This window comes from Nonomuraea sp. K271 (genome assembly GCF_009908215.1).
Taxonomy (GTDB): domain Bacteria; phylum Actinomycetota; class Actinomycetes; order Streptosporangiales; family Streptosporangiaceae; genus Nonomuraea; species Nonomuraea longispora.
This window is the reverse complement of sequence record NZ_JAAAHR010000167.1, coordinates 1-21,083: the sequence shown is the minus strand read 5'-3', so window position 1 is coordinate 21,083 and position 21,083 is coordinate 1. Positions and strand designations below refer to the sequence as shown.

Sequence of the window (21,083 nt, the reverse complement as noted above, 5' to 3'; positions counted from 1 at the left end):
GTCCTCGTGGAGAACGAGCCAGGTTTGTTCGCTCAACCGCTCCCGTAGCCCGGCGAACCATGCCCTGACCAGCCTGCACCATCCAGCGCAAGCGACGAAGCGGACATCAACTTGCGTAACGCCCTCTCAGCGCCGTGATGCTGCCAGGTGTGGAGGGGATGTCGGCTGCCTGCCCGGGTGAGGGGGGTGGCGTCGGTGGGTCCGAAACCGGCGCTGCGGGCTACGGCGACGCTGCCCCGGTTGTCCTGGGCGATGCGCAGGAGGAGGTGATCCATTCCCAGGACGTCGTACGCGTAGCCGGTGATCAGCTGCACCGCGCGGGTGGCCAGGCGCCGCCGGCGGTGGCGAGGGCCGACAGCGTAGGCGAGTTCGGCCTCGCCGGGGCTCCCGGTCCGGAAGAGCAGGATCTCGCCCATCGGTGCGTCACCGTCGGCGGTGATGGCTAGTTGGACGCACAGGCCATCGGAGCGGCGCTGCCGGGCTCGGGCCAGGTAGGCGCCGGCGGCCTCTTTGTCGAAGGGGACGCGCACCGGGGTCCAGAGGCCGACCTGAGGGTCGTTGAACAGCTCGACCATCACGGGCAGGTCGTCATCGGTCCACTCCCGCAGGAGGAGTCCGAGACCGGTGAGGCAGATGTCGGCGGGCAGGGCGGCCGGGATGCCGTCGGCGCTCATGACGGCATCCCGGCCGGGTTGTCGGCGAGAACACAGGCCGCGGGCGGATCGATGTCGAGGATCTCGGCCCGGAGGTGGGCGAAGCCGGCCTCGGTGAGCAGGTCCTGGAGCTCCTGGGCGGCCCGGCCCGTGGTGTCTCTGTCGGCGCCGGGGCATCGGGGCTGGCTGACGAGCGCGATGCGTCCGCCGGGGCGGAGCAGGCCACGTAGCTGACGAAGCTGTTCGACGGGGGCGGGCCAGAACCCCAGGGAGTTAACGGCGAGGATGGCGTCGAGCGGATGGTCGAAGCCCGGCAGCCGGTCCACGGACGCGTGCGTGAGGTGGACGCGGTGAGCCCGGACGGCGGCGGCGTTGCGCCGGCGGGCCTGACCGACCATGACCTGTGAGTGGTCGATACCGTAGACGTGGCCCCGGGTGGCCAGGCGGGCGAGCTCGGCGATGGCGATGCCAGGGCCGAAGCCGACCTCCAGTACCCGGTCCGTGGGCTGGATGTCGAGCAGCCGTACCGCCCAGATGTTGCGCTGCCGGTTGGAGCCGCGATGGGCCATGAACCAGCCGACCACCCGCCCGGCGACGCCTCGGGGGTAGTGGAACTGTCGCACTACTGTCATGAGTGCGCGTTGCTTGAGTCCTGCGTCTGCTGTCGGCATGTTCGCGAGTCAACGGCTTCAAGTATGCTTGAAGTCAAATGGGCGAGCAGCTGACGATTGGTGAGCTGGCGAACCGCGTGGGGGTCGCCACTTCCACGCTGCGCTACTGGGAGGATCTCGGCCTGCTGTCCCCGCCGGCCCGGAGCGCGGGGCAACGGCGCTACTCATCGGCGATGGTCGGCCAGGTCGGTGTCATCCTCCTGTTGCGCGACGCCGGTTTCACCCTGCGCGAGATCAACGAGCTTGTCGCCCGCCGTCCACCGGCCGGTGAACCGCCCGTGTCCGGGCTGCGGGAGCCGTTCCGGCGCAAGCTTGCCGAGCTGGACGAGCGGATCGCCAAGGCGCAGGTGGCGCGCGAGGCCATCGCCCATGCACTGGCCTGTCCGCACGACGATGTCTTCGAGTGCCCCACCTTCGCCCGCATACTCGCGGCGCGGCTGGAAGGGGCATCGCTCCAAGAGGCGCATGAGTGCGTGTCCAGGGTCGCCGTCGGCGGCAGCTGAACCCGCCACCACACCAGTGGGTGAACCTCGCGCAGGCCCGCCCTCGACCTTTGCCCGGAGCATGGGCAGGTTCTGCAGGCCGGCGACGTCGCCTTCGCGGAGGGCGTCGAAGAAGCGCGGCGCCAGTTCTTCTCGCTCTTTGCGTTCCGCCTCGAAGCGGGGGCAGCCGGCGGCCATATGGCGCCGTGCCCGTACCACCAGCTGGCGGCACGCCGCCTCCGAGCGGCCCACGGCCGAGGCGACCTCGGGAAAACCGAAGTCGAACACCTCTCGCAGTAGGAAGACCGCCCGCTCAAGGGGACAGCCGCTCCAGCAGCAGGGCCGCCATCGGCAAAGGAGTCGGCCAGCTCCGCGGACCGCTCGGGGTCTAGGTAAGGGTCGGACAGCAGCGGCTCGATGGGAACCACGGCCCTGCGTACTCCTCCCGCCGGACTAAGAAATCCAGGCCCTCCGCTCCCGAACAAGTCCCCAGCCGCCAGGTAGCGGCGCGAGAGATCATGATTGCGGTTCGTGATCGTTTGGGAGGCGGTCGGGTGGAGGGTGGGTTCGGGTTCGGGTGCGTCGGGAGTGGGGAGCCGGAGGAGCTGATCGCGGCGTGGACGCTGCTGGACGGCTGGGAACGTTTCCGCAGCCGCTGACAAGGGTCCCCCATCGTCATCTGACAAGACCCGCCTGATTTCGCCGGATTGAAGCATGCCGATATAGGCATATGATGGCGGCCATGGCACGAGCAGCGACGACGTCGGACGTCTTCAACGCGATCGCCGAGCCGCAGCGCCGGGAGATCCTGGCACTGCTGCGGGCGGGTGAGCGGCCGGTGACCGAGTTGGCCCGGGAGCTGGGGATGACCCAGCCGCGGGCGTCCAAACACCTGCGGGTGCTCCGGCAGGTCGGGCTGGTGCGGGACCGCAAGGCAGGCAAGCAGCGCTTATACGGCCTGGACGCCCGCGGGCTGCGACCGGTCCACGAGTGGACCGGCGGGTTCGAGCAGTTCTGGAACGAGAGCTTCGACCGGCTGGACGCGTACGTACAGGATCTTAAGCAGGCAAGACAGGAAGGAAGTAACTGATGAACGAGACGGGACAACGAGCGCCGGCGCAGTCCGCGACGGCCGACCGCGAGACGGTGATCTCCCGGGTCATCGACGCCCCACGAGAGCTGGTGTTCGAGGCGTTCACCGAGGTGCGGCACCTGTCGCGGTGGTGGGGTCCGGAGGGCTTCACCACCACCACCCGGTCCTTCGAGTTCCGCGTCGGCGGGGAGTGGGACTTCGTGATGCACGGACCGGATAGGACGGACTACCAGGAGTGGATCACCTGGACCGAGATCGTCGCGCCGGAGCGGATCGTGCTGCTGCACGGCGAGTACCGCGGTGACCCGAACGCCTTCGAGTCGGTTCTCGCGTTCGCGCCAGAGGGGGCGGCGACCCGGATCGAGATGCGCACGGTATTCCCCACCAAGGAGCTGCGCGACGAAGCGGTCGACAAGCACCACGCGATCGAGGCCGGCCGGCAGACCCTGAGCAACCTGGCCGCCTACGTCACCGAGATCGTTCGGAAGGGAGCTGAGGGCTGATGGCCGGGAAGGTGTTCTTCAGCGTGTCGATGTCGCTTGACGGTTTCATCGCACCCGAGTCCTCCGAGGATTTGATGAAGCGGCAGTGGATGGAACTGCAGCAGTGGATCTTCCCGCAGCGGTTCTTCCGGGAGAACCTGAAGCTTGGCAAGGGCGGCAAGGAAGGGCGCGACAACGACATCGTGCGGGAGACGTTCGAGCGCACCGGCGCGAGCGTGATGGGCAGGCGCATGTTCGACGCCGGCGAGCGGATGTGGCCGGAGGAGGCGCCGTTCCACACGCCGGTGTTCGTCGTGACGCACGAGAAGCGTGACCCCTGGGAGCGGCCGGGCGGGACCATCTTCCACTTCGTCAACGACGGCATCGAGACCGCGCTCGACCAGGCCCGCGAGGCCGCCGGCGACCGCGACGTCCGCATCGCGGGAGGCGGAGCGACGATCCTGGAGTACCTGAACGCCGGCCTCGTCGACGAGTTCTCGATCGCCCTTTCACCCGTGCTGTTCGGCTCCGGAATCCGCCTGTTCGAGGGCGTGGACGCGAACCGCGTGGCCCTGGAGCCGATCCGCGCGGAGCCGACACAGCAGGTGACCCACCTGACCTACACAGTCCGGGACCGGTAACCGTCCCGACCTCAGCGCCCCGCCGAGGTCAGCAGCGCGATAATCCTCGATGCCGCGTAGTTCTCCGCGGAAAATGGCCCGGGCCAGCCTCTGCGGTGAGGTGGTCCACCGAGGAGACGGCCGGCGCGGCGCGCTCCGCGTCTGCTGGACGACCACACCGTGGAGCGGTCTCGGAGTTGTGGGAGTTAAGGATCCACCAGAGGATTCCCTCCCTTGCCATGTACGCCATCCCCACTTGGCAGACCCGCAGCTGTGTCAGTCGCTCATGACGCTGCCTTTCACCTGACCGCCGGCAGCCGCGACAATACTGCCGTCATGAACGACAGGACCGTGCTGACCCCCGGCTGCCGGCCGACTCTGGGACGGCCTGGTCATGGTCGCCGGGACGAAAGGCTTCTTCGAGCTCAAGCGGAGCCGGGACCGGAGCGTCCAACCGTGCTTCGAGTGAGTGGACAACACAGCTCTGCCGGCGCCCGCCGCGGCTGCGCCCGTGAAAGCTCTCCTGTTCGTCCGCCTACGAGGCGAACAGCAGCCGCATGAGCCTCCGGGCGCGCCGTGAGCTGCCGCCAATGCCGGACGGAAGGGGTGTTCACGAGTAGGGCTGAGCAGCATCGACGACAGGTGCCGGAAGATCGCTTCCCGGATCGGGCGTGATCGCTTCCCGCCTCTCGCGACAGCTGGTCACTGTGATGGAACTGAAACCCTGGTTCCCCCGCGCTGCGGGACAGCCGGGGTGGGTTCTGGGCGGACGGTCGGCCTGGGCTCTGGCTGTGTGCTCAGGCGGCGGCTCCCAGCAGGAGTGCAGCGATGACCGGGACGAGGTACAGGATCGGGTAAGCGACAGTCTTGTAGGAGCGGGCGCGGAGCACGGTGATGACGGCCCCGGCGAAGTACACCACCAGGCCGATCCCGGCCAGGATGCCGATCATGGGCACGACCAGGCCGGCCAGCAGGCCCGCTGCCCCTGCGGCCTTGGCGGCGCCGAGCCAGGGCCACCATGAGGCGGGGACACCGTACGATTGCAGCGGCTCGATGACCCACGCGGCGCGGGTGAGGATGGCGTAGGCGGAGAATGCCACCCAGGCGGCGGCCAGAACGGTGACGATGCTGTGAACCATGGGGTGTTCCTTGCTTGGATGACGCCGGGCGGGGGACGCAGCGGCGGTGATCGGTGAGTCCGTCGCTGCCTTGACCCGCCGCCGTACGGCGATGTGACCGACGGCGGCTGTGATGTGCGTCACAGGCAAGCTGGCCGGGCAGGTGGATCGCAGCGATCCGCCTGCCCGCCTGTGTCAGTCGAGGACTGCCAGATGGAGCTGGCCGAGACGATCGGGTTCAGCGATGACGTCGATGGCGGTGATGAGGCCGTCGGCGATCGTGAAGGTGAGTGCCACCCGCAGGTGGCCGTGGGGAGCCATCACCAGGCCGACGGCGCCGTCGAGGAGGGCGGGTCCGGTGAACTGGGCCCGCTGCATGGCGGCCATCGCGCCCTTGGCGACGGGCTCGGCTCCCGCCACCATCACAGGTTCGGCGGTCAGCATGACGGCCCTGTCGGCGCGGAGGGTGACCTCGGGGTGGAGCAGCGTGATCAGCGCCCGGAAGTCCTGGCCGCGCGTGGCCGACAGGAATGCCTCGACGATCTCCCGCTGACGGGTCAGATCGACGTGTGGCAAGGGTGCGGCGCCCTTGACCCGGCGACGCGCGCGGCTGGCCAGTTGCCGGGTCGCCTCCGGTGATCGCTCCAGCATGGGGGAGATCTGTTCGAACGGTACGGCGAACAGATCGTGCAGCACGAAGGCGAGCCGCTCGGCCGGGCTCAGGGTGTCCAGTACCACCAGCAGCGCCACCCCCACCGAGTCGGCCATCACCACCTCGTGTTCGGGATCACCCGCCGGCGCGGGGCCGAGCAGCGGATCGGCCGCCTGGATGTCCAGCGGTTCCTCGCGGCGCTGACCGCGTGAACGCAGCATGTTCAGGCACACCCGGGCCACGACCGTGGTCAGCCATCCGGCCATGTTGTCCACATGGCCGACGTCGGCCCGGCTGGCACGCAGCCAGGCCTCCTGCAGCGCGTCGTCGGCCTCACTCAGCGAGCCGAGCATCCGAAAGGCCACCGCGCGCAGATGCGAGCGATGCTCGGCGAACCGCTCCGCCAGCCAATGCTGTTCGTCCATGTCACGTTCCTCCGTGAACCAATGTCGAAAGGGAAGGATACTTTCCGACATATCAGCCCAAAGAGGGAGCTATGGCGTCCGAACGAGCTCCTGCGGCGACCCGCTTCCACAGCGGGTTCACCCGCTGGATCGAACAACGCCTCCTGCGCGAGGACCACGACGACCTCACCGAGGCGATCGGGTTCCTCGCCCGTACCCGAGGCCTTTCACCTGGCGTGGCGGACCACATCGCGACCACGACCGGCACCACGGTCAGCGACGTCCTCGCGGTCTTCCAAGCCGGCAACACCACATGGGCCGCTACTCAGGCGGCCTTCGACCGCTCCGGCCTGGCCGCCCTGGATCACTAAAGGTGCTCAAACGATGAACACCATCTTCGGCGACAGCCGACACAGGTAGAGAATCCGAGTGAGATGGCTTCCCGATCGGCAAGCGTGGGTTCGAAGATCGCTTCCCGAGACGGCACTGATCGTTTCCCAGCAACTCACCGACGCGGTTACACCTCGTTCCGACCCGCACTTGTCGGCTCACCTGTACCGCTTCCGCGATCGTCGTACACGGCGGAGCAGGTGACGGCGCGGTCGTGCAGGCCGCCCGCCAGCGGTCCGCTGCCCGTGGTGACTCCAGCCGTTCCCGTTGACGGCGAGGCACGGCCTGCACCCGTGCACGTGAATACCGGCGTTGGCACGGATTCCGTGACGGGGCAGACTCGGTCGAGGGCCCAACGGCCGTGCATATGTCCGGGAGTCACAGCTTCGCGTTGTGATCTCCAACAATGACCTGGACGTCCACTGGGCTTGTCGCCTCGATCGCGAACGACACCGCGCCCTACAAGCCCGCCACCAGGATGGGACATCGCTCACGGGTTGATCCCAGCCCCAGAAACGAGCTACACCCGTTGCTCACAGGTGCAGGTGGCCCGGGCATTGCGCAGAACGCCGGCCCACCAGGTCAGCTGGTCGAGCAGCGCCGCGGCCGCGGCGCTGAACGTATCTGGGTCTTTGAGGTTTCCGTCCGTGTCGAACTGGCCGTGCACCCGGTGAAAGCTGACGGTGTTTCTGATAGTGACTGCCTGAAGTTCGGCGAAGACAGGCCGGAGTTGCTCAACTGCGCGTAGACCACCGGAAATACCGCCATAGGCGACGAATCCAACCGGTTTCGCGTGCCACTCTGGACAGACAGAGTCGATCGCAAGCTTAAGTGGCCCTGGATAGCCGTGGTTGTACTCCGGGGTGACGATGACAAAAGCGTCTGCGATACGGATTCGGTCGGCGAATGCGCGCACCAGTGGCGAGTCGTACACCCCGTCGGGTACGGGTCGGCTTTGTTGGGCGTACGGCAAGGGTGTTGTGGCCAGGTCGATGACCTCCACCTGCAGGCGATGACGGCTCTCCGCTTGTGTGACGAACCACCTGGCGACGACGGGCGCGAACCGGCCCTCTCGGACGCTGCCGATGATCACCGCAAGTCTGAGACGTTCTGGAGTCATGAGGGATTGTGCCTTCGTCGCGTGTAGGTGGATGTCCGATCAGCGTCGGGCGGTTGGCTGGCGTCGACTCGGCCGCGCCCTAGCATGACCGCGACCGTGACGGCCATGCCTGCCACGGTTGCGGCGCTGGCCACAGCGCTCAGCTGCAACCCTGCAGTGAACGCTTCACGGGCTGTGCTGAGCAGCATGGCCCCGGGCCGGTAGGGAAGAATGTGACTCGCCGTCACGGCGCCGCCCAGGCTCTCTCTCGCGGCGGACACGGCTTCTGAGGGGAGGCCCGCCACGACAGCGCGGCTCATTTCGCTCCGGTACACCGCGGTGATGGCGCTGCCAAGGAGCGCGATGCCGAGTGCACCGCCGAGTTGAGGCGCGGTCGAGGAGATCGCCGAGGCGGCGCCCGCCTGCTCGGGGGGTGCGGTACCGACGACCATGTCGGTGGCCAGCGCCATCATCGGACCGAGCCCAGCGGACACGATGATGGCCCCGGTGACCAGGAGAGCCAGGGCACTTGTCCCGGCAGTCATGCCCGCCTGGGCGACCACGACGAAGCCGACGGCAGCCAGGGCCAGTCCGGCCGCGATGACCGGCCCTGGGGCTATCCAACGCACGATTCTGGAGGCCACCGTCGATCCGACGATTACCCCGATAGCTGAAGGCGCCGTCCACAGACCCGCCTCCAGCGGCGAGAGCCCGCGCACCAACTGCAGATATTGTGCGAAGGCGTAGTTGAAACCCCACAACACGAAGATGCCGAGCGCCAGCGTGGCCACGGCGGTGCTGAACGCCCGGTTCACAAACAAACTCAGGTCGATCAGCGGGTGGCGCAACGCGCGCTGCCTGCGCAGGAAGACGACGGCGAACAGCAGCCCGACTGTGACGGAGAGCACGGGCAACCAGCCGGGACCGTCGGCGGCGATCTGCTTGAGACCGTAGACCGCCGGCAACACCGCAGCCAGCGACAGTGCGGCGCTGATCGGGTCCAACCGCCCTGCCCCCGCGTCGCGTCGCTCGGGCAGCAGGATCGGCCCCAGCGCCAGGAGCAGCGCCATCACCGGCACGCCGAGCAGGAACACCGACCCCCACCAGAAGCGCTCCAGCAACCACCCGCCCACGAGAGGGCCGATCGCGGTGCCTCCGGACACGCTGGCAATGACGATCCCGACGGCGACGGTGCGTTGCCGCGGATCCCGGAACATGGCGACAGTCAGGGAGAGCACGGACGGCATCAACGTAGCGCCAGAGATTCCGAGTAGCGCACGGACCGCGATGAGCGCGCCCGTGCTGGGAGCGTAGGCCGCGAGCACGGATGCGACGCCGTACGCGGCCGCGCCGATCAGCAGGAGGCGTCGGCGGCCGATCCGATCGCCCAGTGTGCCCATGGTGATCAGGGATCCGGCGAGCAGAAAGGCATAGACATCCACGATCCACAGCAGCTCAGCGCTGTTGGCTGCCAGCGCTCTGCCGATGGCGGGCAGCGCCAGGTGAGTCACGGTCAGTTCGAGTGAGGCCAGGAGAGCTGGGAGGGACAGAACGGCAAGCCCCATCCATTCCCGTCCCCCAGCGCGGGCAGTGGCGGGCGGGGCGGTGTCCGCAGGAGATCTTGTCACCCATCAAGCATGAAACCTCGACTATAGGCGAGGTCAAGCTCTAGTCTGAGAGACGTGACGAAGCCCCCTTTTGACGCCAAGGAGCTCACTGTCGGGCAGCCCGTGCCGGTGTGGCGGTGACCGCCTTGCACTTTTACGAAGAGAAGGGCCTGATCCGCAGCCGCAGGACTGCGGGCAACCAACGACGCTACTCCCGCGACACACTGCGCAGGGTGGCCTTCATCCGGGTGGCGCAGCGAGTCGGCATCCCGCTGCGCATGGTGGGCGAGGCGCTGGCAGGCCTTCCGGAGGAGCGCACACCGAACAGGGAAGACTGGACCCGCCTATCCGCCTCATGGCGAGCCGAACTCGACACCCGCATCGAGCAACTCATTCGCCTGCGCGACAAGCTGTCCGACTGCGTCGGGTGCGGATGCCTTTCCATCGATCGGTGCGCGCTGCGCAACCCCGACCATCGTCTCGGAGACGAGGGCACCGGCCCGCGTCGCCTCTTGAGACGTCGACTGGCAGATGAAAGCCGCTTCCCGTCTCTCTGACCGCGCAGTCGTCAAATCCTCCGGGACGGATGCAGAAGACCGAACTGCTCAGCATCCAACGCTGGAAAGCGCGACACGGTAGAACGCAATCGCCTGGGATGCCCTCGGCGGCCACGTCGCACAAAGTTATCGCTATAGGTCCCGCAGTGGAGGAGCCAGCAACGGCGAGAGCCAGCAGAATGGCATCTGACGACCGCACACCGTTCACGGGCCGCAGCAGGCCACCGCCCGTCCCATAACCAGCACTTCAGATCACCTTGTCGCACTATCCAGCCCGGAGCCGGCATCGCCATGCCCAGCGACGTGAACTCCGACCTCCACCAGTGCCCTGACACCACCGGCGCCTTCCAGGACACCTGCTCCGCGGCTCCCAAACCGGGACGAACCCGATTCGGAAACTCCTGAAACGACAAGATCCCGCCTGATTCCGATGATCAGACGGGATCCCGTCAACTTCAGTCCAGCCGTCTCAAGAACGGCCCCTGGTGGGGTGTTCACGAGTAGGGCCGAACAGCACGGATATGGCGGTGGCAAAGATCGCCTCCCGGGTCTTTCGAGATCGTTTCCCACGCCCAGGGGACAGAATTGCCTCACCTGCCTAGGGGAGTTCGTCGTGCGAGGATCTTGCGGTAGCTGATGCGCCATCCCTGGTCGGTGCGTACGGCGGTGTCTTCGTAGGTCACGCTCCCGCTCGTGCCGTCCGCGTTGATGCCGATCCCCTTGGACAGCGCGCACACAGTCCCATCAGCGTTCTCGGTGAGAACGATGTTGGTGACATGGTGACCGACCGGATTCAGCTCGCCCAGAGCCCGGCCGGCCTCGGCGCAGGCCGCCACACCTTTCAGGGGTCGTTGCCCGAGGTCGGTGGTGTCGTAGGTGACATCCACGGTGAAGACCTCATCGAGACGATCGAGTTGCCCGCTGTCGCAGAGATGACCGTGCATCGCGATCAGTTCGGTGATGGTGAAACGGTCCTGGTCGCTGAGTGCCATGACGGATTCCTCTCCTGAAGAGTTCGACGGAGGCATGTCCACGTCGGGTCGCGAGGTGTGCCTCAAACAAAAGCGGGGACGTCCCCGGTTTCTCGGCTCTACACTAACGGGGAGCTCCCCGTTTTTCGAACCTAGAGTGAACGGATGACGCACACGGACAAGGCGACCAGGCCGAGGCGGGCACGGAGAGCCGATGCCGCACAGAACGCCGAGCGGCTGCTCACCGCCGCGAAGGATCTCTTTGAGGAACACGGTCCCGATGCCCCGCTCGATGAGGTGGCGCAGCGCGCCGGTGTGGGCAACGCGACGCTCTACCGGCACTACCCCACCCGGGGCGACCTTCTCGTGGCCGTATATGCAGACGAAGTGGCTGCGCTGTGCGATCAGGGGCGTGCGCTGCTCGCGGAACCCTCCACAGCCGAGGCCCTCTTCACCTGGCTGGACGGCTTCGTCGTCCACATCGCGACCAAACGCACTCTGGCCCTTGCCGCGAGCGAACACAGCGGCACGCCGCGTACCGAGCTTTTCGAACGCTGGCACGACTCTATGAGATCCATCGCGGAACGGCTCCTTGCCCGGGCTCAACGAGCTGGTACGATCCGCGCTGACCTCTCCGTTGCCGATGTGCTCGCGCTGACCAGCGGCACCGCGCTCACCAGCACCAGCACCCGGCATGCGCAACAGCTCCTGCAGGTTTTGCGGAAGGGCTTTGTCACCACCAAGGCCTCCGCTCCGCCGCACGCACCGTAAGTTCGATGGGGAGCAAGCAGTCCTCACGATGGGTCATTCGAGAGCCGCCAACGCCAAGGGATCTCGCGGTCTTCGGGGTCAGCGATGCCATTGCCGCCTACAGTGTGGAGGTCACGCGCTCGAGCTTGGTCCAGCCCGTCCAGCCTCGCTGCTTCAGCAGTTCGATCAGCCGGCGCGCCGGCGGCACAGTGGCGAACGCCAGCGTGTCCATCAGCTTGACGAGCGGCAGCTCGATATCGATGTCGTCGACATAGTCCTCGCCCCGCTCGTCGGCCATACGCGTGAGGTAGGCAGCCAGCTTGTCGGCCAGCTCGACCAGCCGCGGGTCGTCATCGGCTCGGTCAAGAGCCTGGCCCAGGGCGAGGTAGAAGTCGACCAGCCGCGGATCGTCGAGCTGCTCCCGCTTGCGTGCCATCCACTCCGGGACTCGCTCGGGTGAGTGCGCGGCCAGCGGGATCCAGCCATCACGATCGGCCTGAACGATCCGCTCGTCGACCCCGAGCGCCCGCATCCGGTCGAGATACTCGACCACTTCCGGGGGCAGGACCAGGCTGTCCCCGGAGGCGAGCCGGGCGATTCGCTCCCGGTGCCGCTGCCTCTCCCGGATCTCCGCCTGCAGCTGCCTATCGATGTCTGCGACCGCCGCGGCGAACTCCTCCTGCCCGGCCCGCAGCAGCTCCCGCACCCGTGCCAGCGGAACCCCGGCCTCGGCGAGGGTCCGGATCTTGATCAGTTCGATCACGGCGCCGGCGTCGTATCTGCGGTAACCGGAGTGATCCCGGTCAGGCTCCGGCAGCAGCCCCTTGGCGTGGTAGTGCCGCACCGCACGCACCGTCACCCCCGCGTACGACGCCAGCTCGCCGATGGTCAGCATTAGACCAGTCTCCAGGAGCTGCTCAAGAGATCGCCCGACAGGATGAGCCTGATGATCAAGAATGATCTGCGCGATGTGCGGGGCATGGGTGAAGACCAGCTGATGATCGGCGTCGAGCCAGCTGGTGGCAATGTGCGGATGCTCGCGGACAAGCCGCTCGACGCCGGCACGCCAGTTCTGGTTGAACCGCGGCGCAGGCCCTTCGCTGCTGTCGCCGGCCATCGAGGTCGACATGATCATACTGACGGGCCGGTCGATGTTCCTGTACCGGTCGAGGATCTCGGACCGGATCACGTCGATCTCGAGGTTCAGGTCGAGAATCTCCTGGGCGCTGAGCAGCACCTGACGCGCGGTGCCCCGCTCGGCCTCCTGCTGAGTCGCCAGGTCCTCCCACATGGCGCGGAACGCCGGCAGGACTGCGTCGGTGATGAACGGTTCGGGCACCGGGTTCGCCCCGTCGATGAGAACAAGCTCGCCGACGGTGTCAGGATGCTCGGAGGCATAGTGCACGGCCAAGTCGGCGCCCAGCGAGTAGCCCACCAGTACGGGCGCTGTTGGGAGGCCGAGGTTTCCCAGCTCCGCCATCACTGCGACGAGATCGTTGAGGAAGTCCTCGAAGGAGTACCGGTCGGCGGTCGAGGCGAGGCCATGCCCCCGCAGGTCGAAGGTCACCACGTCGTGATCGCGCCTCAGCAGCTCGATCAGCTCGCGCAGGTGGGCCTGGGTCGAGCTTAGGCCAGGGCACAGGACCAGCGGTCGTCCCTGACCGCCGCGAGACACCGGGATTGTGACGCCGTCGTGGTGGATCGTGAAGCGCCGGATCGTCCTGTCGCCTCTCTCCGCCCGCTCTCCATCATTGTTGTGCTCGTCGTACAGCTCGGTGACATCAATCGCCTTGGTTTCCGTGGTCATGCCACCATGCTGAAAGCTTGACCCTGCGTCAGGGTCAAGCGGCGCGGTGACCGAGCACCACACCGACGACTGCCCGGACTACCTCAAGCGGTGGAAGCCCCTCCTCGACGACGCCAGGCGCACACGTGACGGCGATGACGCTGGGAACGATCCCGAGAACGACCGATGATCGCACGTCGGCCGGGTTCCTTGAGTTGACCTCGCCGGCGACGCCCGACATAACCTCACCCCATGGCTGGCCAAGGCGGCGTGATGGGCCGCTACCTCGAAGGGCCGGACGGCCTGCGCGTAGGCGGTCAAGCTGACCGGGGCAGCGCGCACTGGCTTCTCGCCCGGATGCGGGAGCCGAACGCGCAGGTAGGCGAGGTCTGGTACAAGGTCACCCAGGACGGGCACGCCATCGACGTGCCTGGCTACTACCAGCTGCACGAGCTGCAGGAAATCGTCGACCTCGCGCAACTGCGCGAGGTCGACGACGCCGCCGGCGAGCAAACCGCCTGACTGTCCTGTCCATAGAAACTATCTGAGCTTCCGGCTCGCAAACGACTCTTACCTTCTCATCGTTACCACCATCGCCACGTATTTCAGTGACTGCTTTGGATGTTCTGCCGACGTCTTCCAACACTGCAAATCAACTGGTCGAACATGTCAGCGAATGCCAAGGTTGGCACATCGCTGGAAATCATCACTTCGCTCCGCACCTCCAGCACACCCTCGTTGATGGAGGCATTGATGCGGCTCGTTCGAACGGATAGATTGTCGCGCAACTCTCGCATATGTTGTGCCATTGCCAGTGGGTCGATGTGGGGGGCAGATATTTCCGCTGCTGACCTGGCGCGCGCATCTGTGAACGCTTTGTTCACGGCCTCCATAAGCGATGCGGCCAACTCTTCTGAGTCTGAACGCAACACGCGTGGGTCAAGGACCACTGAAATGAGACGCTCGCGACTAACGGTACAACGGACTCGTGCGGAGTCCGCCTCGCCATAACCGCGGATCCCGCTGCCATCTCCTCCAGTTTCATAATCTCCCGCTACAGGCATTATCCAACTGGCCTCCGTTCGATTTCTGCGACATGCCTGACGTTAGCACGAACCGAATGGGCCTAGTTCGGGTGCCGCCGGAATACGGCGAAAACGGGCCACCGGACGACAAAGCCGCTGCTCAGCGTTGGGCCCGAGCCTCATAAACGGTGGAGCGGCCGATCTTGAGGGTGCGAGCGCGGTCCGGCGAGGGCCGCTTCAGCGGCCTTGCGGACGATGCCCGGCAGTGAGCCGTGTTCGGCGCCGGTGGCCAGGTGGGTTGCGGCGGCGCCGAGCACCGCGCCGATCACGGTGCCGGCCAGGGTGGCGGCCTCGATCTCGTCTAGCCGGTCGGGGAACGCCTCGTGGAGCGCGCGGGCCCATGCTGCGTGTATGTCCGCGATGCGGAGCAGGGCCCGTGCGCGCAGGGCTGGCTCCGTGACGATCAGGCGTGCCCGGACCGGGACGAGATCGCTTTCCGGGTTCAGGCTCCAGACGGGTGCCTGGAGCAGGCGCTCCACGGCCTGGAAGAGGGCCTGACCAGGCGTGACCTCCCGGTCGGTGTCGGTGAGCACCTCCTTCATGAGGTCCTCGTGTGCGGAGGCGTCAGCGAAGAGCACGTCTTCCTTGTCGGTGAAGTAGTTGAAGAACGTCGCCCGTGACACGTTCGCCGCTGCGGCGATCTGCGCCACGGTGGTCGGCTCATAGCCCTGGTCCGCGAACAGGCGCAGGGCGGCTTCGGCGAGTTCGCGTCGGGTGCGCAGCTTCTTGCGCTCGCGTAGTCCTGGGTCGGTGTCCATGCTCGGCATCCTACTAGACACCGACTAAAACTTGACACAGTCTAATTTTTCGGCGCAGACTGAAGGTCGGCATCTACCAGAAAAGGGACGACCATGGATCAACTGGCCGGAACGGCGGCGTTCATCACCGGCGGCGCGCAGGGGATCGGGCTCGGCATCGCCCGCGCCCTGCGCGGGCAGGGCGTACGCCTGGCACTCGTCGATGTCGACCGGGACGCACTGCGCGCGGCCGAGGTGGTGCTGGGAGCCGGCCCCGAGGTGGCCACGTTCGAGTTCGACGTCCGTGACCGGAGCCGCTTCGCCGAGGCCGCGGCGGAGGCAGAACGGCGCCTCGGGCCGATCTCGGTGCTGTGCAACAACGCCGGCATCGTCTTCCCCGAATCCGTCGACGACATGACCTACGACTTGTGGGACCTCACGCTGGGCATCAATCTCGGCGGGGTGATCAACGGCGTCCAGACCTTCCTGCCACGGATGCTGGAACGCGGCACCCCAGCGCACATCGTCAACACCGCGTCCGCGGCAGGCCTGGTCGCCGCCGTCGGCTACATGTACTCGACCTCCAAGTACGCGGTGGTCGGCCTGTCGGAGTCGCTCCGCAACCAGCTACAGGCGGCCGGCGCCCCCGTCGGGGTGACCGTGCTGTGCCCGGGCGCGGTCGCCACCAAGATCGCCAGTAGCACGTGCAGGGCGTTCACCGAACCGGGCGGAGCCGAAGGCCTGTCCAAAGCCCGGCACCGGGTCGAACGGCTCACCCCGAAGGTGGAGGCCACACTCGCGACGTATGGCGTGGCCCCCGACCATGTTGGCGACCTTGTGCTTGAGGCCATCCGTGAGGACCGGCTCTACGTGCACACCGACCGCGCGGGAATCGACCTCATCAAGGCCCGCACCCAGGCCCTGTTGGATGCCATGCCCACGGCCCCAGGCCCGAGCGGGGACTTCGCCGACTTCCGCGCATCCATCCACGGCGAGAACGGCTCACACCGCCACGCCGCCGAACCCACCAAGGAGGCATGACCATGACCCGCCTGCCCTACCCCGACCTGGCCCAGAGTCCGCCAGGAGTCCGCGCGATCATCGAGAGCATGCCCAGGCGACTGGGAGTCGTGCACATCTACGCCCACGCATCAGACTCTTTCGAGTCGTGGTTCGCCTTCAACCGCGCAGTGCTCTACGACAGCTCACTCCACCCTTCGGTGGCCGAACTAGGAATCTGCGTGGCCACCTGGCACTGTTCGCCGGACTATGAGTACGTCTACCACCGAATGTCTGCCCGTGATGCCGGGTTGTCCCCGCGCCAGCTCGACGCGATCGAAAACGGCGACTACGGCTCGGAGGCTTTCACGCCGGCGCAGACCGCCGTGCTGCGATTCGCCGCCGAAGTGGTACACGATGTCAAAGCGAGCGACGCCACGCTGGCCACCGTCCGCCGGCACCTGACCGATCGCCAGGTCGTCGAGCTGATCATGTGCATCGGCCAGTACATGCTCAACAGCCGCATCGCGGCCAACGCCGGAGTCAGCGTGGCCGACGACCGCTAGGCCGAGATCCAGTCACGTCGTGTCACGTCCCGGCGATCCGCGGTGAGGTGGACCTGATGCAAGACACGGGACAGATCAGCGCGAGTTGGGCGTGACCCGGCTGGGTGGGGACAGGGCGACGACCGGGGCAGGCCGAACGCGACGGACACCTCCAGCGGCGCCTGAACCAGGCCGACGCTCTTGTCGCCGTGAGCATCCGCAGAATACGGGGGGAGGAACCGGCGGACGGCCGTTATCGATGAGAACGATCTTGCTGGGGCGCCCCAGAGCAGAAGTGGGATGCGGGTGGGATAGTTGCTGGTCAGCGGCGCGCGAGTGCTGCGTAGGCGGTGGAGCGGCCGATTTTGAGGGTGCGTGCGGCTTCGGTGACCGAGGCGCCGTCGTCGACCAAGCGGCGTAGTGTGGCCAGTTCGGCGGGGCCGATCACGCGCGGCCGGCCGGTCTTCTTCTTGCCGGGGAGCATGGCGCCGGTGGCTTCGCGGCGCTTGGCGGCGGCGATCCCCTCGGCCTGACGCTCGGCGCGCAGCTCCAGTTCGTATTCCGCGGCTGCGGCCAGGACCGCGAACATGAACCGGCCTTCCTTGCTGCTCAGATCGAAGTTCTCCGTCAGCGACACCACCGTGATGCCGCGGTCGCGGAGGTCGTGGACGGTGGTCAGCACGTGCCCCGCCGAGCGGCCCCATCGGTCGGACTTCCAGAACTTCAGGGTGTCGCCCCCCTTGGGCAGCGCCAGGAGCGCCTCCCATGCCGACCGCGCGACACCGCGTTTGCCCGATTCCTTTTCTGCAACCAGTTCGTCGTAGCCGCTGGCTGCCAGGGCGTCGAGCTGGAGTTGCGGGTTCTGGTCACGCGTCGAGACGCGCGCGTACGCCCAGACGGTCATCTGCCACCCCCCTCGGCGGTGTCCAGAAACGTATACCTTTCTGGACACCTTAGCGGCCAGTCACGATGCCGTCCAGAAACGTCTATCCAGAAAGTAGACCAAGCATGATCGCCGGTCCCGTCATGGGGGCGAACAGGACGCGAGACTCAAGATCGAGGCGGGTGGTGGGAGCGGCTGGCGTGTTGAGGTTGAGGATCCAGTTGCCGAACCGGCGAATGATGTGGGTGATGTAGGGCGAGATGGTGGCCAGGTCGTCGTGATCGACGGGGCGGCCTTCGGCGGCGATGGCGTTGGCGGCGTCGGTGATGTCGCAGGAAGTCGAGTAGATGACGCAGTTGGCCAGCAACTCGTTGAACTTGATGATCTTCTCGTGGTAGTCGGGATCGTTGTGGCCGATGAGCTTGCCGCCGAACATGAGCCAGTCGGCGAAGCCGTGGAAGGCCTCGTTGCGGTTGGTGACCTGGGTGATCTGCTCGCGCAGGTCGGGATCCGACAGATAGCGCAGGAGCGTGATGGTGCGCACCGCGGGGCCGAGTTCGCGAAAGGCGCGGTAGAGGCGGTTCTTGCGGGAGTGGTTGCCGAGCCTGCGCAGCAGGGTGACCGAGGAGATCCGGTTCTGGCGGATGGAGATCGCGGTGCGCAGCAGGTCAGTCCAGTGAGTTTCGATCAGCCGCCAGTCGATCGCCTCGTCGCCGAACAGCGAGTCGATGTGCTCATAGCGGGTCTCGGCGTCAGGCCGGTAGAAGATCAGGTCGTGCCAGTTGCGGATGCGGGGCAGCAGATCAAATTCCAGAAGTGCGGCCAGGCCGAAGACCGGCAGCGACTGGCCTTGCGTGTCCGCGTGGATGGTGTCCGGCTGGATCTCCGAGGCGTTCTTCAGCAGGCCCTCGATGATGTAGACCGCCTCCCACACCCCACAGGGTATGAAGTGGCTGAACAAGGCGACGTAGGTGTTGGAGATGTGTCTGTAGGCCAGACCTCCGTAGCCTCCGTATCGGATGTGGGACTCGGCGAGCAGGTTGTTCTCCCACGTCTCAATCTGGGAGCCGTCCGCGGCCACGGTCTTGCCGTCACCCCACACCGAGGCGATGTCGAGCTGGTTGAACGCGTTGATCACCGTGGTGGATGCTTTGGCGATCTTCTCGCTGGTGGCGTGCTTGTTCGCGGCCAGGGCGAGCTCGGCGGCGCTGACCTTACCCCGCATGTGCGCGGCGACCTGGGCCGGACCAAGCAGAGTGCCGTAGGTGAACACCGTGAGCGCATACCGGCCGAGCGCTTCCTTGATCTTCGGGTCGGAGCCGGAGGCCGGCCCGAAATGATGGTGCCATCCCAGCTGGTAGGCGGTGCGGGTGAGGATGTCCAGCAGATCGCGCTGGGGCAGCCGATCATGCACCGCCTCCTCCAGCTTGAGTGCCTCTGCGCTCCGCTCGGCACCTTTGCGGCGGCGCAGGACGGGGCGGCCTCCCTCCAGGAGGAGGTCGGTGTTGCCCGGATAGCCGGCGTCCACGCTCGCCGCGGTGTCGGCCAAGAGCTTCTTGTAGTGGCCGGTCAGCTCGCAGGCCTCGGTCGGGAGCCCGGCCTCGGTGCAGAACTTCTCGACCAGGGGGGCGCACTCCTCCCAGGACATGAGCTGGTCGTGCAGGTTGGCGTAGGAGTCCGACCCGGTCACCGCGATATCGCTGATCGCAGCTCGGCGGCGAGGTAGGAGAACACGCACACCTCCAGGTGGCGGCGTACCAGCATGCCTGGCCGGGCCGGATCCTTGAGGATCTTCCGCCATATCCCCGAAGCGAACGCGTCGACAGCCACCGACAGCGTCACAGTCACCGGGGCGCCATCGGAATCTTGCCGCTCCACGGTGAGGCGCTCGGGGACGAACGCGGAACGGGCGCCGCGCTGGGCCATCACGTACTCCACCGCGTCCAGAACGCTGCGCTCGGCGTTGGTCGACTCCAGGTCGATCGACTCCACCAGGGTCAACAACGCTGAGCGGTGCGAGCGGTAGTGCTGCTCCAGCAGCGGCAGGTAGTTGTTGCCATGATGGGCCGAAACCGCCTCGTGCGCGGTCTTGAGCGCCTCCAGACCTCCGGCTTGGTCCAGGGCCTTGAGCACCAACCGGCCCGCCCGCTTGGTCACCGCCTCCTGGCCATCACCGTTGTCCGGTGTGCCCATGGTGGCGTCGGCACCGTCCTCAGTGTTCTGCTGTTCCACGGAGGTCATGGCCTCGCGGACGCCGTCCAGGACGTCGCCGAACACGCCCAGGAGCCGTTCGGCTCGGCACGGTGCGTCTCCCGCAGCGTTTCCAGCTGGTCGCGGCCCCTCTTGTGGATCGCGGCCATCCGCTTGCAGAACATCGTCACCACGTCGTCGCGGACCCCGGTCCGCACCGTGTGCAAGAGGCTGACAATCAGAGTGAGCCGCTTGTCCTCATCCAGTACCTTGCGCAGGTCGGCAACGTCGGTCACTCGCGCTTCGCCCGCGAAGTGCGCGACCTTCCCCGGCGGGATCGCCTCCAGCCATTTCTCTGTCGGGCCGAGCGCGTCCAGGTTCTGCAAGAACGCCAAACGCGCCTTGAACTTGGCCCAGGGACGCGGCCTGCGCCACGTCCTTCAGGCCGTCGTACTCGCTGCGCCGGGTGACCGGATCGACTACCAGCAGCCGGGCCAACCTGGCACGTGCAGCCGGGTCGACCCGGTCCGCCACGAGCGTGAAGAAGCCGCGATTGACCTCGGTACGGATCTTCTTGGTCAGCTCGTCCAGCGTCGTGTAACCGGGCAGCTCGCACTGCGCGCGGACCAGTTCCTCCAGCGCCACGTTGATCACATCGGCCGGGTTGTCCTTCGCCTGCACCGCCTTGCGGATGGCCTCGGCCGCCACCACCCGTACGCCGGCCGCGTCGTACACCACACCCATGCGCTGGCGTACAAAGCTCCGATGCCGCTTGGCCGACCGCTCCGCTGCATCGGTCAGCACGACCTGCTCTGGCAATCCGACCACGCCACGGATGTGCTCGGCCACTACCGGCGGGACGTCCCCGAGCTTCGGGAAGTACCCAAGCCGCTGGTATGCCTTCAACCACACCAGCAGCGCCAGCAGATGCTGATCGTCCTGCGTCTTGCCACGCGCCCACTCCACTTCGGCCAGCGATGGGGTGAACACCTCCGTCAGCTCCCGAGCAGACACGGCCCGCGCGAACCTCGGGTAGGCCGTCCGATCGATCGACGCCACCCGAACCTCCGGAAACCGTCACCAATCAGCGCGAACCCTCAGATCCTACGACCGGTGATCAAGCCCGCGGCCCGTTTCTGCCGTATTCGTGTGTCCTGAACGTGAAGGAGAGTTCGATGTAGGCGAATGATCTGGAGCGATGCTGCTCGGATGATGAAGGTCTTGGCCCTTCGGAGCCGCCCTGCGGAGGGAGGCTTCAAACCGCCTCATGCTGCGTTGGCTGAAGACCGTCGTGGTGAGCAATGAGGAA

General features: G+C 66.7%; 26 protein-coding genes and 1 pseudogene. 11 read left to right on the top strand and 16 right to left on the bottom strand.

Annotation, left to right across the window (positions count from 1 at the left end; all coding sequences use genetic code 11):
• Window positions 1-32: 32 nt before the first annotated feature.
• The gene (locus tag GUY59_RS38210) at window positions 33-674 is read right to left on the bottom strand and encodes a GNAT family N-acetyltransferase (RefSeq protein WP_138206128.1); all 642 of its coding nucleotides are present in this window, start codon (window positions 672-674) and stop codon (window positions 33-35) included.
• A complete protein-coding gene (locus GUY59_RS38205; protein WP_212746302.1) occupies window positions 671-1,285 on the bottom strand; it encodes a class I SAM-dependent methyltransferase in 615 nt (204 codons plus the stop codon). Before GUY59_RS38205 ends, GUY59_RS38210 begins: the two co-directional genes overlap by 4 nt.
• Before the next feature lie 77 nt (window positions 1,286-1,362).
• On the opposite strand from GUY59_RS38205, the gene GUY59_RS38200 reads away from it, so the two are divergent.
• The 5 genes and pseudogenes from GUY59_RS38200 to GUY59_RS49390 all read left to right on the top strand — a co-directional run.
• Window positions 1,363-1,827: a MerR family transcriptional regulator gene (locus GUY59_RS38200; RefSeq protein ID WP_138206126.1), complete on the top strand. Its 465-nt coding sequence runs from the start codon at window positions 1,363-1,365 to the stop codon at window positions 1,825-1,827.
• A gap of 721 nt (window positions 1,828-2,548) precedes the next feature.
• Window positions 2,549-2,896, top strand: coding sequence for an ArsR/SmtB family transcription factor (locus tag GUY59_RS38190; protein WP_138206820.1), 348 nt, complete (start codon window positions 2,549-2,551; stop codon window positions 2,894-2,896).
• Window positions 2,896-3,402, top strand: coding sequence for an SRPBCC family protein (locus tag GUY59_RS38185; RefSeq protein WP_138206818.1), 507 nt, complete (start codon window positions 2,896-2,898; stop codon window positions 3,400-3,402). Before GUY59_RS38190 ends, GUY59_RS38185 begins: the two co-directional genes overlap by 1 nt.
• Window positions 3,402-4,022, top strand: a complete 621-nt coding sequence (locus tag GUY59_RS38180) for a dihydrofolate reductase family protein (RefSeq protein ID WP_138206816.1) — start codon at window positions 3,402-3,404, stop codon at window positions 4,020-4,022. Before GUY59_RS38185 ends, GUY59_RS38180 begins: the two co-directional genes overlap by 1 nt.
• 343 nt (window positions 4,023-4,365) lie before the next feature.
• A pseudogene (locus GUY59_RS49390) lies at window positions 4,366-4,470 on the top strand (disulfide bond formation protein DsbA); the annotation flags it as partial.
• Window positions 4,471-4,798: 328 nt separating this feature from the next.
• Here the strand turns inward: GUY59_RS49390 and GUY59_RS38170 are convergent.
• Window positions 4,799-5,140, bottom strand: a complete 342-nt coding sequence (locus tag GUY59_RS38170; RefSeq protein ID WP_138206814.1) for a DoxX family protein — start codon at window positions 5,138-5,140, stop codon at window positions 4,799-4,801.
• A gap of 174 nt (window positions 5,141-5,314) precedes the next feature.
• The gene (locus GUY59_RS38165; RefSeq protein ID WP_138206812.1) at window positions 5,315-6,196 is read right to left on the bottom strand and encodes a sigma-70 family RNA polymerase sigma factor; all 882 of its coding nucleotides are present in this window, start codon (window positions 6,194-6,196) and stop codon (window positions 5,315-5,317) included.
• Window positions 6,197-6,267: 71 nt separating this feature from the next.
• Between GUY59_RS38165 and GUY59_RS38160 the strand changes: the two genes are divergently transcribed.
• Window positions 6,268-6,546: a hypothetical protein gene (locus tag GUY59_RS38160; RefSeq protein ID WP_138206810.1), complete on the top strand. Its 279-nt coding sequence runs from the start codon at window positions 6,268-6,270 to the stop codon at window positions 6,544-6,546.
• Window positions 6,547-7,085: 539 nt separating this feature from the next.
• Here GUY59_RS38160 and GUY59_RS38155 read toward each other — a convergent pair.
• A complete protein-coding gene (locus tag GUY59_RS38155) occupies window positions 7,086-7,658 on the bottom strand; it encodes an NADPH-dependent FMN reductase (protein WP_330849281.1) in 573 nt (190 codons plus the stop codon).
• A 23-nt stretch (window positions 7,659-7,681) separates the two neighbouring features.
• Complete coding sequence (locus GUY59_RS38150) at window positions 7,682-9,229, bottom strand: MFS transporter (RefSeq protein ID WP_138206806.1); 1,548 nt, start codon at window positions 9,227-9,229, stop codon at window positions 7,682-7,684.
• 179 nt (window positions 9,230-9,408) lie between these two features.
• On the opposite strand from GUY59_RS38150, the gene soxR reads away from it, so the two are divergent.
• Window positions 9,409-9,828: a redox-sensitive transcriptional activator SoxR gene (gene soxR, locus GUY59_RS38145; RefSeq protein ID WP_442939066.1), complete on the top strand. Its 420-nt coding sequence runs from the start codon at window positions 9,409-9,411 to the stop codon at window positions 9,826-9,828.
• Between the two features lie 590 nt (window positions 9,829-10,418).
• On the opposite strand, the gene GUY59_RS38140 is transcribed toward soxR, so the two are convergent.
• Window positions 10,419-10,820 (bottom strand): nuclear transport factor 2 family protein, encoded by a 402-nt coding sequence (locus GUY59_RS38140; protein ID WP_138206802.1) that lies wholly within the window; start codon window positions 10,818-10,820, stop codon window positions 10,419-10,421.
• A gap of 144 nt (window positions 10,821-10,964) precedes the next feature.
• Between GUY59_RS38140 and GUY59_RS38135 the strand changes: the two genes are divergently transcribed.
• On the top strand, window positions 10,965-11,570 hold the full coding sequence (locus tag GUY59_RS38135; RefSeq protein WP_138206800.1) for a TetR/AcrR family transcriptional regulator: 606 nt from the start codon (window positions 10,965-10,967) through the stop codon (window positions 11,568-11,570).
• A gap of 97 nt (window positions 11,571-11,667) precedes the next feature.
• On the opposite strand, the gene GUY59_RS49385 is transcribed toward GUY59_RS38135, so the two are convergent.
• Together GUY59_RS49385 and GUY59_RS38120 are read right to left on the bottom strand one after the other, a co-directional pair.
• Window positions 11,668-13,356, bottom strand: coding sequence for an alpha/beta fold hydrolase (locus tag GUY59_RS49385; protein ID WP_236667896.1), 1,689 nt, complete (start codon window positions 13,354-13,356; stop codon window positions 11,668-11,670).
• A gap of 34 nt (window positions 13,357-13,390) precedes the next feature.
• On the bottom strand, window positions 13,391-13,576 hold the full coding sequence (locus GUY59_RS38120; protein ID WP_138206798.1) for a hypothetical protein: 186 nt from the start codon (window positions 13,574-13,576) through the stop codon (window positions 13,391-13,393).
• 11 nt (window positions 13,577-13,587) lie between these two features.
• Here GUY59_RS38120 and GUY59_RS38115 point away from each other — a divergent pair, with 11 nt between their 5' ends.
• Window positions 13,588-13,857, top strand: coding sequence for a hypothetical protein (locus GUY59_RS38115; protein ID WP_138206796.1), 270 nt, complete (start codon window positions 13,588-13,590; stop codon window positions 13,855-13,857).
• An 83-nt stretch (window positions 13,858-13,940) separates the two neighbouring features.
• Here the strand turns inward: GUY59_RS38115 and GUY59_RS38110 are convergent, their stop codons facing one another.
• Both GUY59_RS38110 and GUY59_RS38105 read right to left on the bottom strand, forming a co-directional pair.
• On the bottom strand, window positions 13,941-14,219 hold the full coding sequence (locus GUY59_RS38110) for a hypothetical protein (protein ID WP_138206794.1): 279 nt from the start codon (window positions 14,217-14,219) through the stop codon (window positions 13,941-13,943).
• A gap of 320 nt (window positions 14,220-14,539) precedes the next feature.
• Window positions 14,540-15,178: a TetR/AcrR family transcriptional regulator gene (locus GUY59_RS38105; RefSeq protein ID WP_161714908.1), complete on the bottom strand. Its 639-nt coding sequence runs from the start codon at window positions 15,176-15,178 to the stop codon at window positions 14,540-14,542.
• Between the two features lie 93 nt (window positions 15,179-15,271).
• Here GUY59_RS38105 and GUY59_RS38100 point away from each other — a divergent pair, with 93 nt between their 5' ends.
• Both GUY59_RS38100 and GUY59_RS38095 read left to right on the top strand, forming a co-directional pair.
• Window positions 15,272-16,198, top strand: a complete 927-nt coding sequence (locus GUY59_RS38100; RefSeq protein ID WP_132628824.1) for an SDR family NAD(P)-dependent oxidoreductase — start codon at window positions 15,272-15,274, stop codon at window positions 16,196-16,198.
• Window positions 16,195-16,722, top strand: coding sequence for a carboxymuconolactone decarboxylase family protein (locus tag GUY59_RS38095; RefSeq protein ID WP_138206790.1), 528 nt, complete (start codon window positions 16,195-16,197; stop codon window positions 16,720-16,722). Before GUY59_RS38100 ends, GUY59_RS38095 begins: the two co-directional genes overlap by 4 nt.
• Window positions 16,723-17,023: 301 nt before the next feature.
• On the opposite strand, the gene GUY59_RS38090 is transcribed toward GUY59_RS38095, so the two are convergent.
• From GUY59_RS38090 to GUY59_RS47880, 5 genes are all read right to left on the bottom strand, one after another.
• On the bottom strand, window positions 17,024-17,605 hold the full coding sequence (locus GUY59_RS38090) for a recombinase family protein (RefSeq protein ID WP_138206788.1): 582 nt from the start codon (window positions 17,603-17,605) through the stop codon (window positions 17,024-17,026).
• Window positions 17,606-17,687: 82 nt separating this feature from the next.
• A complete protein-coding gene (locus GUY59_RS47895; RefSeq protein WP_201761823.1) occupies window positions 17,688-19,274 on the bottom strand; it encodes a Tn3 family transposase in 1,587 nt (528 codons plus the stop codon).
• Complete coding sequence (locus GUY59_RS47890) at window positions 19,271-19,861, bottom strand: hypothetical protein (protein ID WP_201761822.1); 591 nt, start codon at window positions 19,859-19,861, stop codon at window positions 19,271-19,273. The genes GUY59_RS47895 and GUY59_RS47890 overlap by 4 nt, the downstream gene beginning before the upstream one ends.
• On the bottom strand, window positions 19,822-20,070 hold the full coding sequence (locus GUY59_RS47885) for a hypothetical protein (RefSeq protein ID WP_201761821.1): 249 nt from the start codon (window positions 20,068-20,070) through the stop codon (window positions 19,822-19,824). Before GUY59_RS47885 ends, GUY59_RS47890 begins: the two co-directional genes overlap by 40 nt.
• Window positions 20,033-20,833, bottom strand: a complete 801-nt coding sequence (locus GUY59_RS47880) for a DUF4158 domain-containing protein (protein WP_201761820.1) — start codon at window positions 20,831-20,833, stop codon at window positions 20,033-20,035. The genes GUY59_RS47885 and GUY59_RS47880 overlap by 38 nt, the downstream gene beginning before the upstream one ends.
• Window positions 20,834-21,083 lie beyond the last annotated feature (250 nt).

Bases quoted from the DNA above. Each gene is read 5' to 3' on its own strand.
- GUY59_RS38090 (WP_138206788.1), bottom strand. From the start codon at position 17,605: ATGACCGTCTGGGCGTACGCGCGCGTCTCGACGCGTGACCAGAACCCG.
- GUY59_RS38205 (WP_212746302.1), bottom strand. From the start codon at position 1,285: ATGACAGTAGTGCGACAGTTCCACTACCCCCGAGGCGTCGCCGGGCGG.
- GUY59_RS38140 (WP_138206802.1), bottom strand. From the start codon at position 10,820: ATGGCACTCAGCGACCAGGACCGTTTCACCATCACCGAACTGATCGCG.
- GUY59_RS38170 (WP_138206814.1), bottom strand. From the start codon at position 5,140: ATGGTTCACAGCATCGTCACCGTTCTGGCCGCCGCCTGGGTGGCATTC.
- GUY59_RS38150 (WP_138206806.1), bottom strand. From the start codon at position 9,229: ATGGGGCTTGCCGTTCTGTCCCTCCCAGCTCTCCTGGCCTCACTCGAA.
- GUY59_RS38100 (WP_132628824.1), top strand. From the start codon at position 15,272: ATGGATCAACTGGCCGGAACGGCGGCGTTCATCACCGGCGGCGCGCAG.
- GUY59_RS38185 (WP_138206818.1), top strand. From the start codon at position 2,896: ATGAACGAGACGGGACAACGAGCGCCGGCGCAGTCCGCGACGGCCGAC.
- GUY59_RS38200 (WP_138206126.1), top strand. From the start codon at position 1,363: ATGGGCGAGCAGCTGACGATTGGTGAGCTGGCGAACCGCGTGGGGGTC.
- GUY59_RS38210 (WP_138206128.1), bottom strand. From the start codon at position 674: ATGAGCGCCGACGGCATCCCGGCCGCCCTGCCCGCCGACATCTGCCTC.
- GUY59_RS38135 (WP_138206800.1), top strand. From the start codon at position 10,965: ATGACGCACACGGACAAGGCGACCAGGCCGAGGCGGGCACGGAGAGCC.
- GUY59_RS38120 (WP_138206798.1), bottom strand. From the start codon at position 13,576: ATGTCGGGCGTCGCCGGCGAGGTCAACTCAAGGAACCCGGCCGACGTG.
- GUY59_RS38115 (WP_138206796.1), top strand. From the start codon at position 13,588: ATGGCTGGCCAAGGCGGCGTGATGGGCCGCTACCTCGAAGGGCCGGAC.
- GUY59_RS38180 (WP_138206816.1), top strand. From the start codon at position 3,402: ATGGCCGGGAAGGTGTTCTTCAGCGTGTCGATGTCGCTTGACGGTTTC.
- GUY59_RS38095 (WP_138206790.1), top strand. From the start codon at position 16,195: ATGACCATGACCCGCCTGCCCTACCCCGACCTGGCCCAGAGTCCGCCA.
- GUY59_RS38105 (WP_161714908.1), bottom strand. From the start codon at position 15,178: ATGGACACCGACCCAGGACTACGCGAGCGCAAGAAGCTGCGCACCCGA.
- GUY59_RS38165 (WP_138206812.1), bottom strand. From the start codon at position 6,196: ATGGACGAACAGCATTGGCTGGCGGAGCGGTTCGCCGAGCATCGCTCG.
- GUY59_RS38160 (WP_138206810.1), top strand. From the start codon at position 6,268: ATGGCGTCCGAACGAGCTCCTGCGGCGACCCGCTTCCACAGCGGGTTC.
- GUY59_RS38190 (WP_138206820.1), top strand. From the start codon at position 2,549: ATGGCACGAGCAGCGACGACGTCGGACGTCTTCAACGCGATCGCCGAG.
- GUY59_RS49385 (WP_236667896.1), bottom strand. From the start codon at position 13,356: ATGACCACGGAAACCAAGGCGATTGATGTCACCGAGCTGTACGACGAG.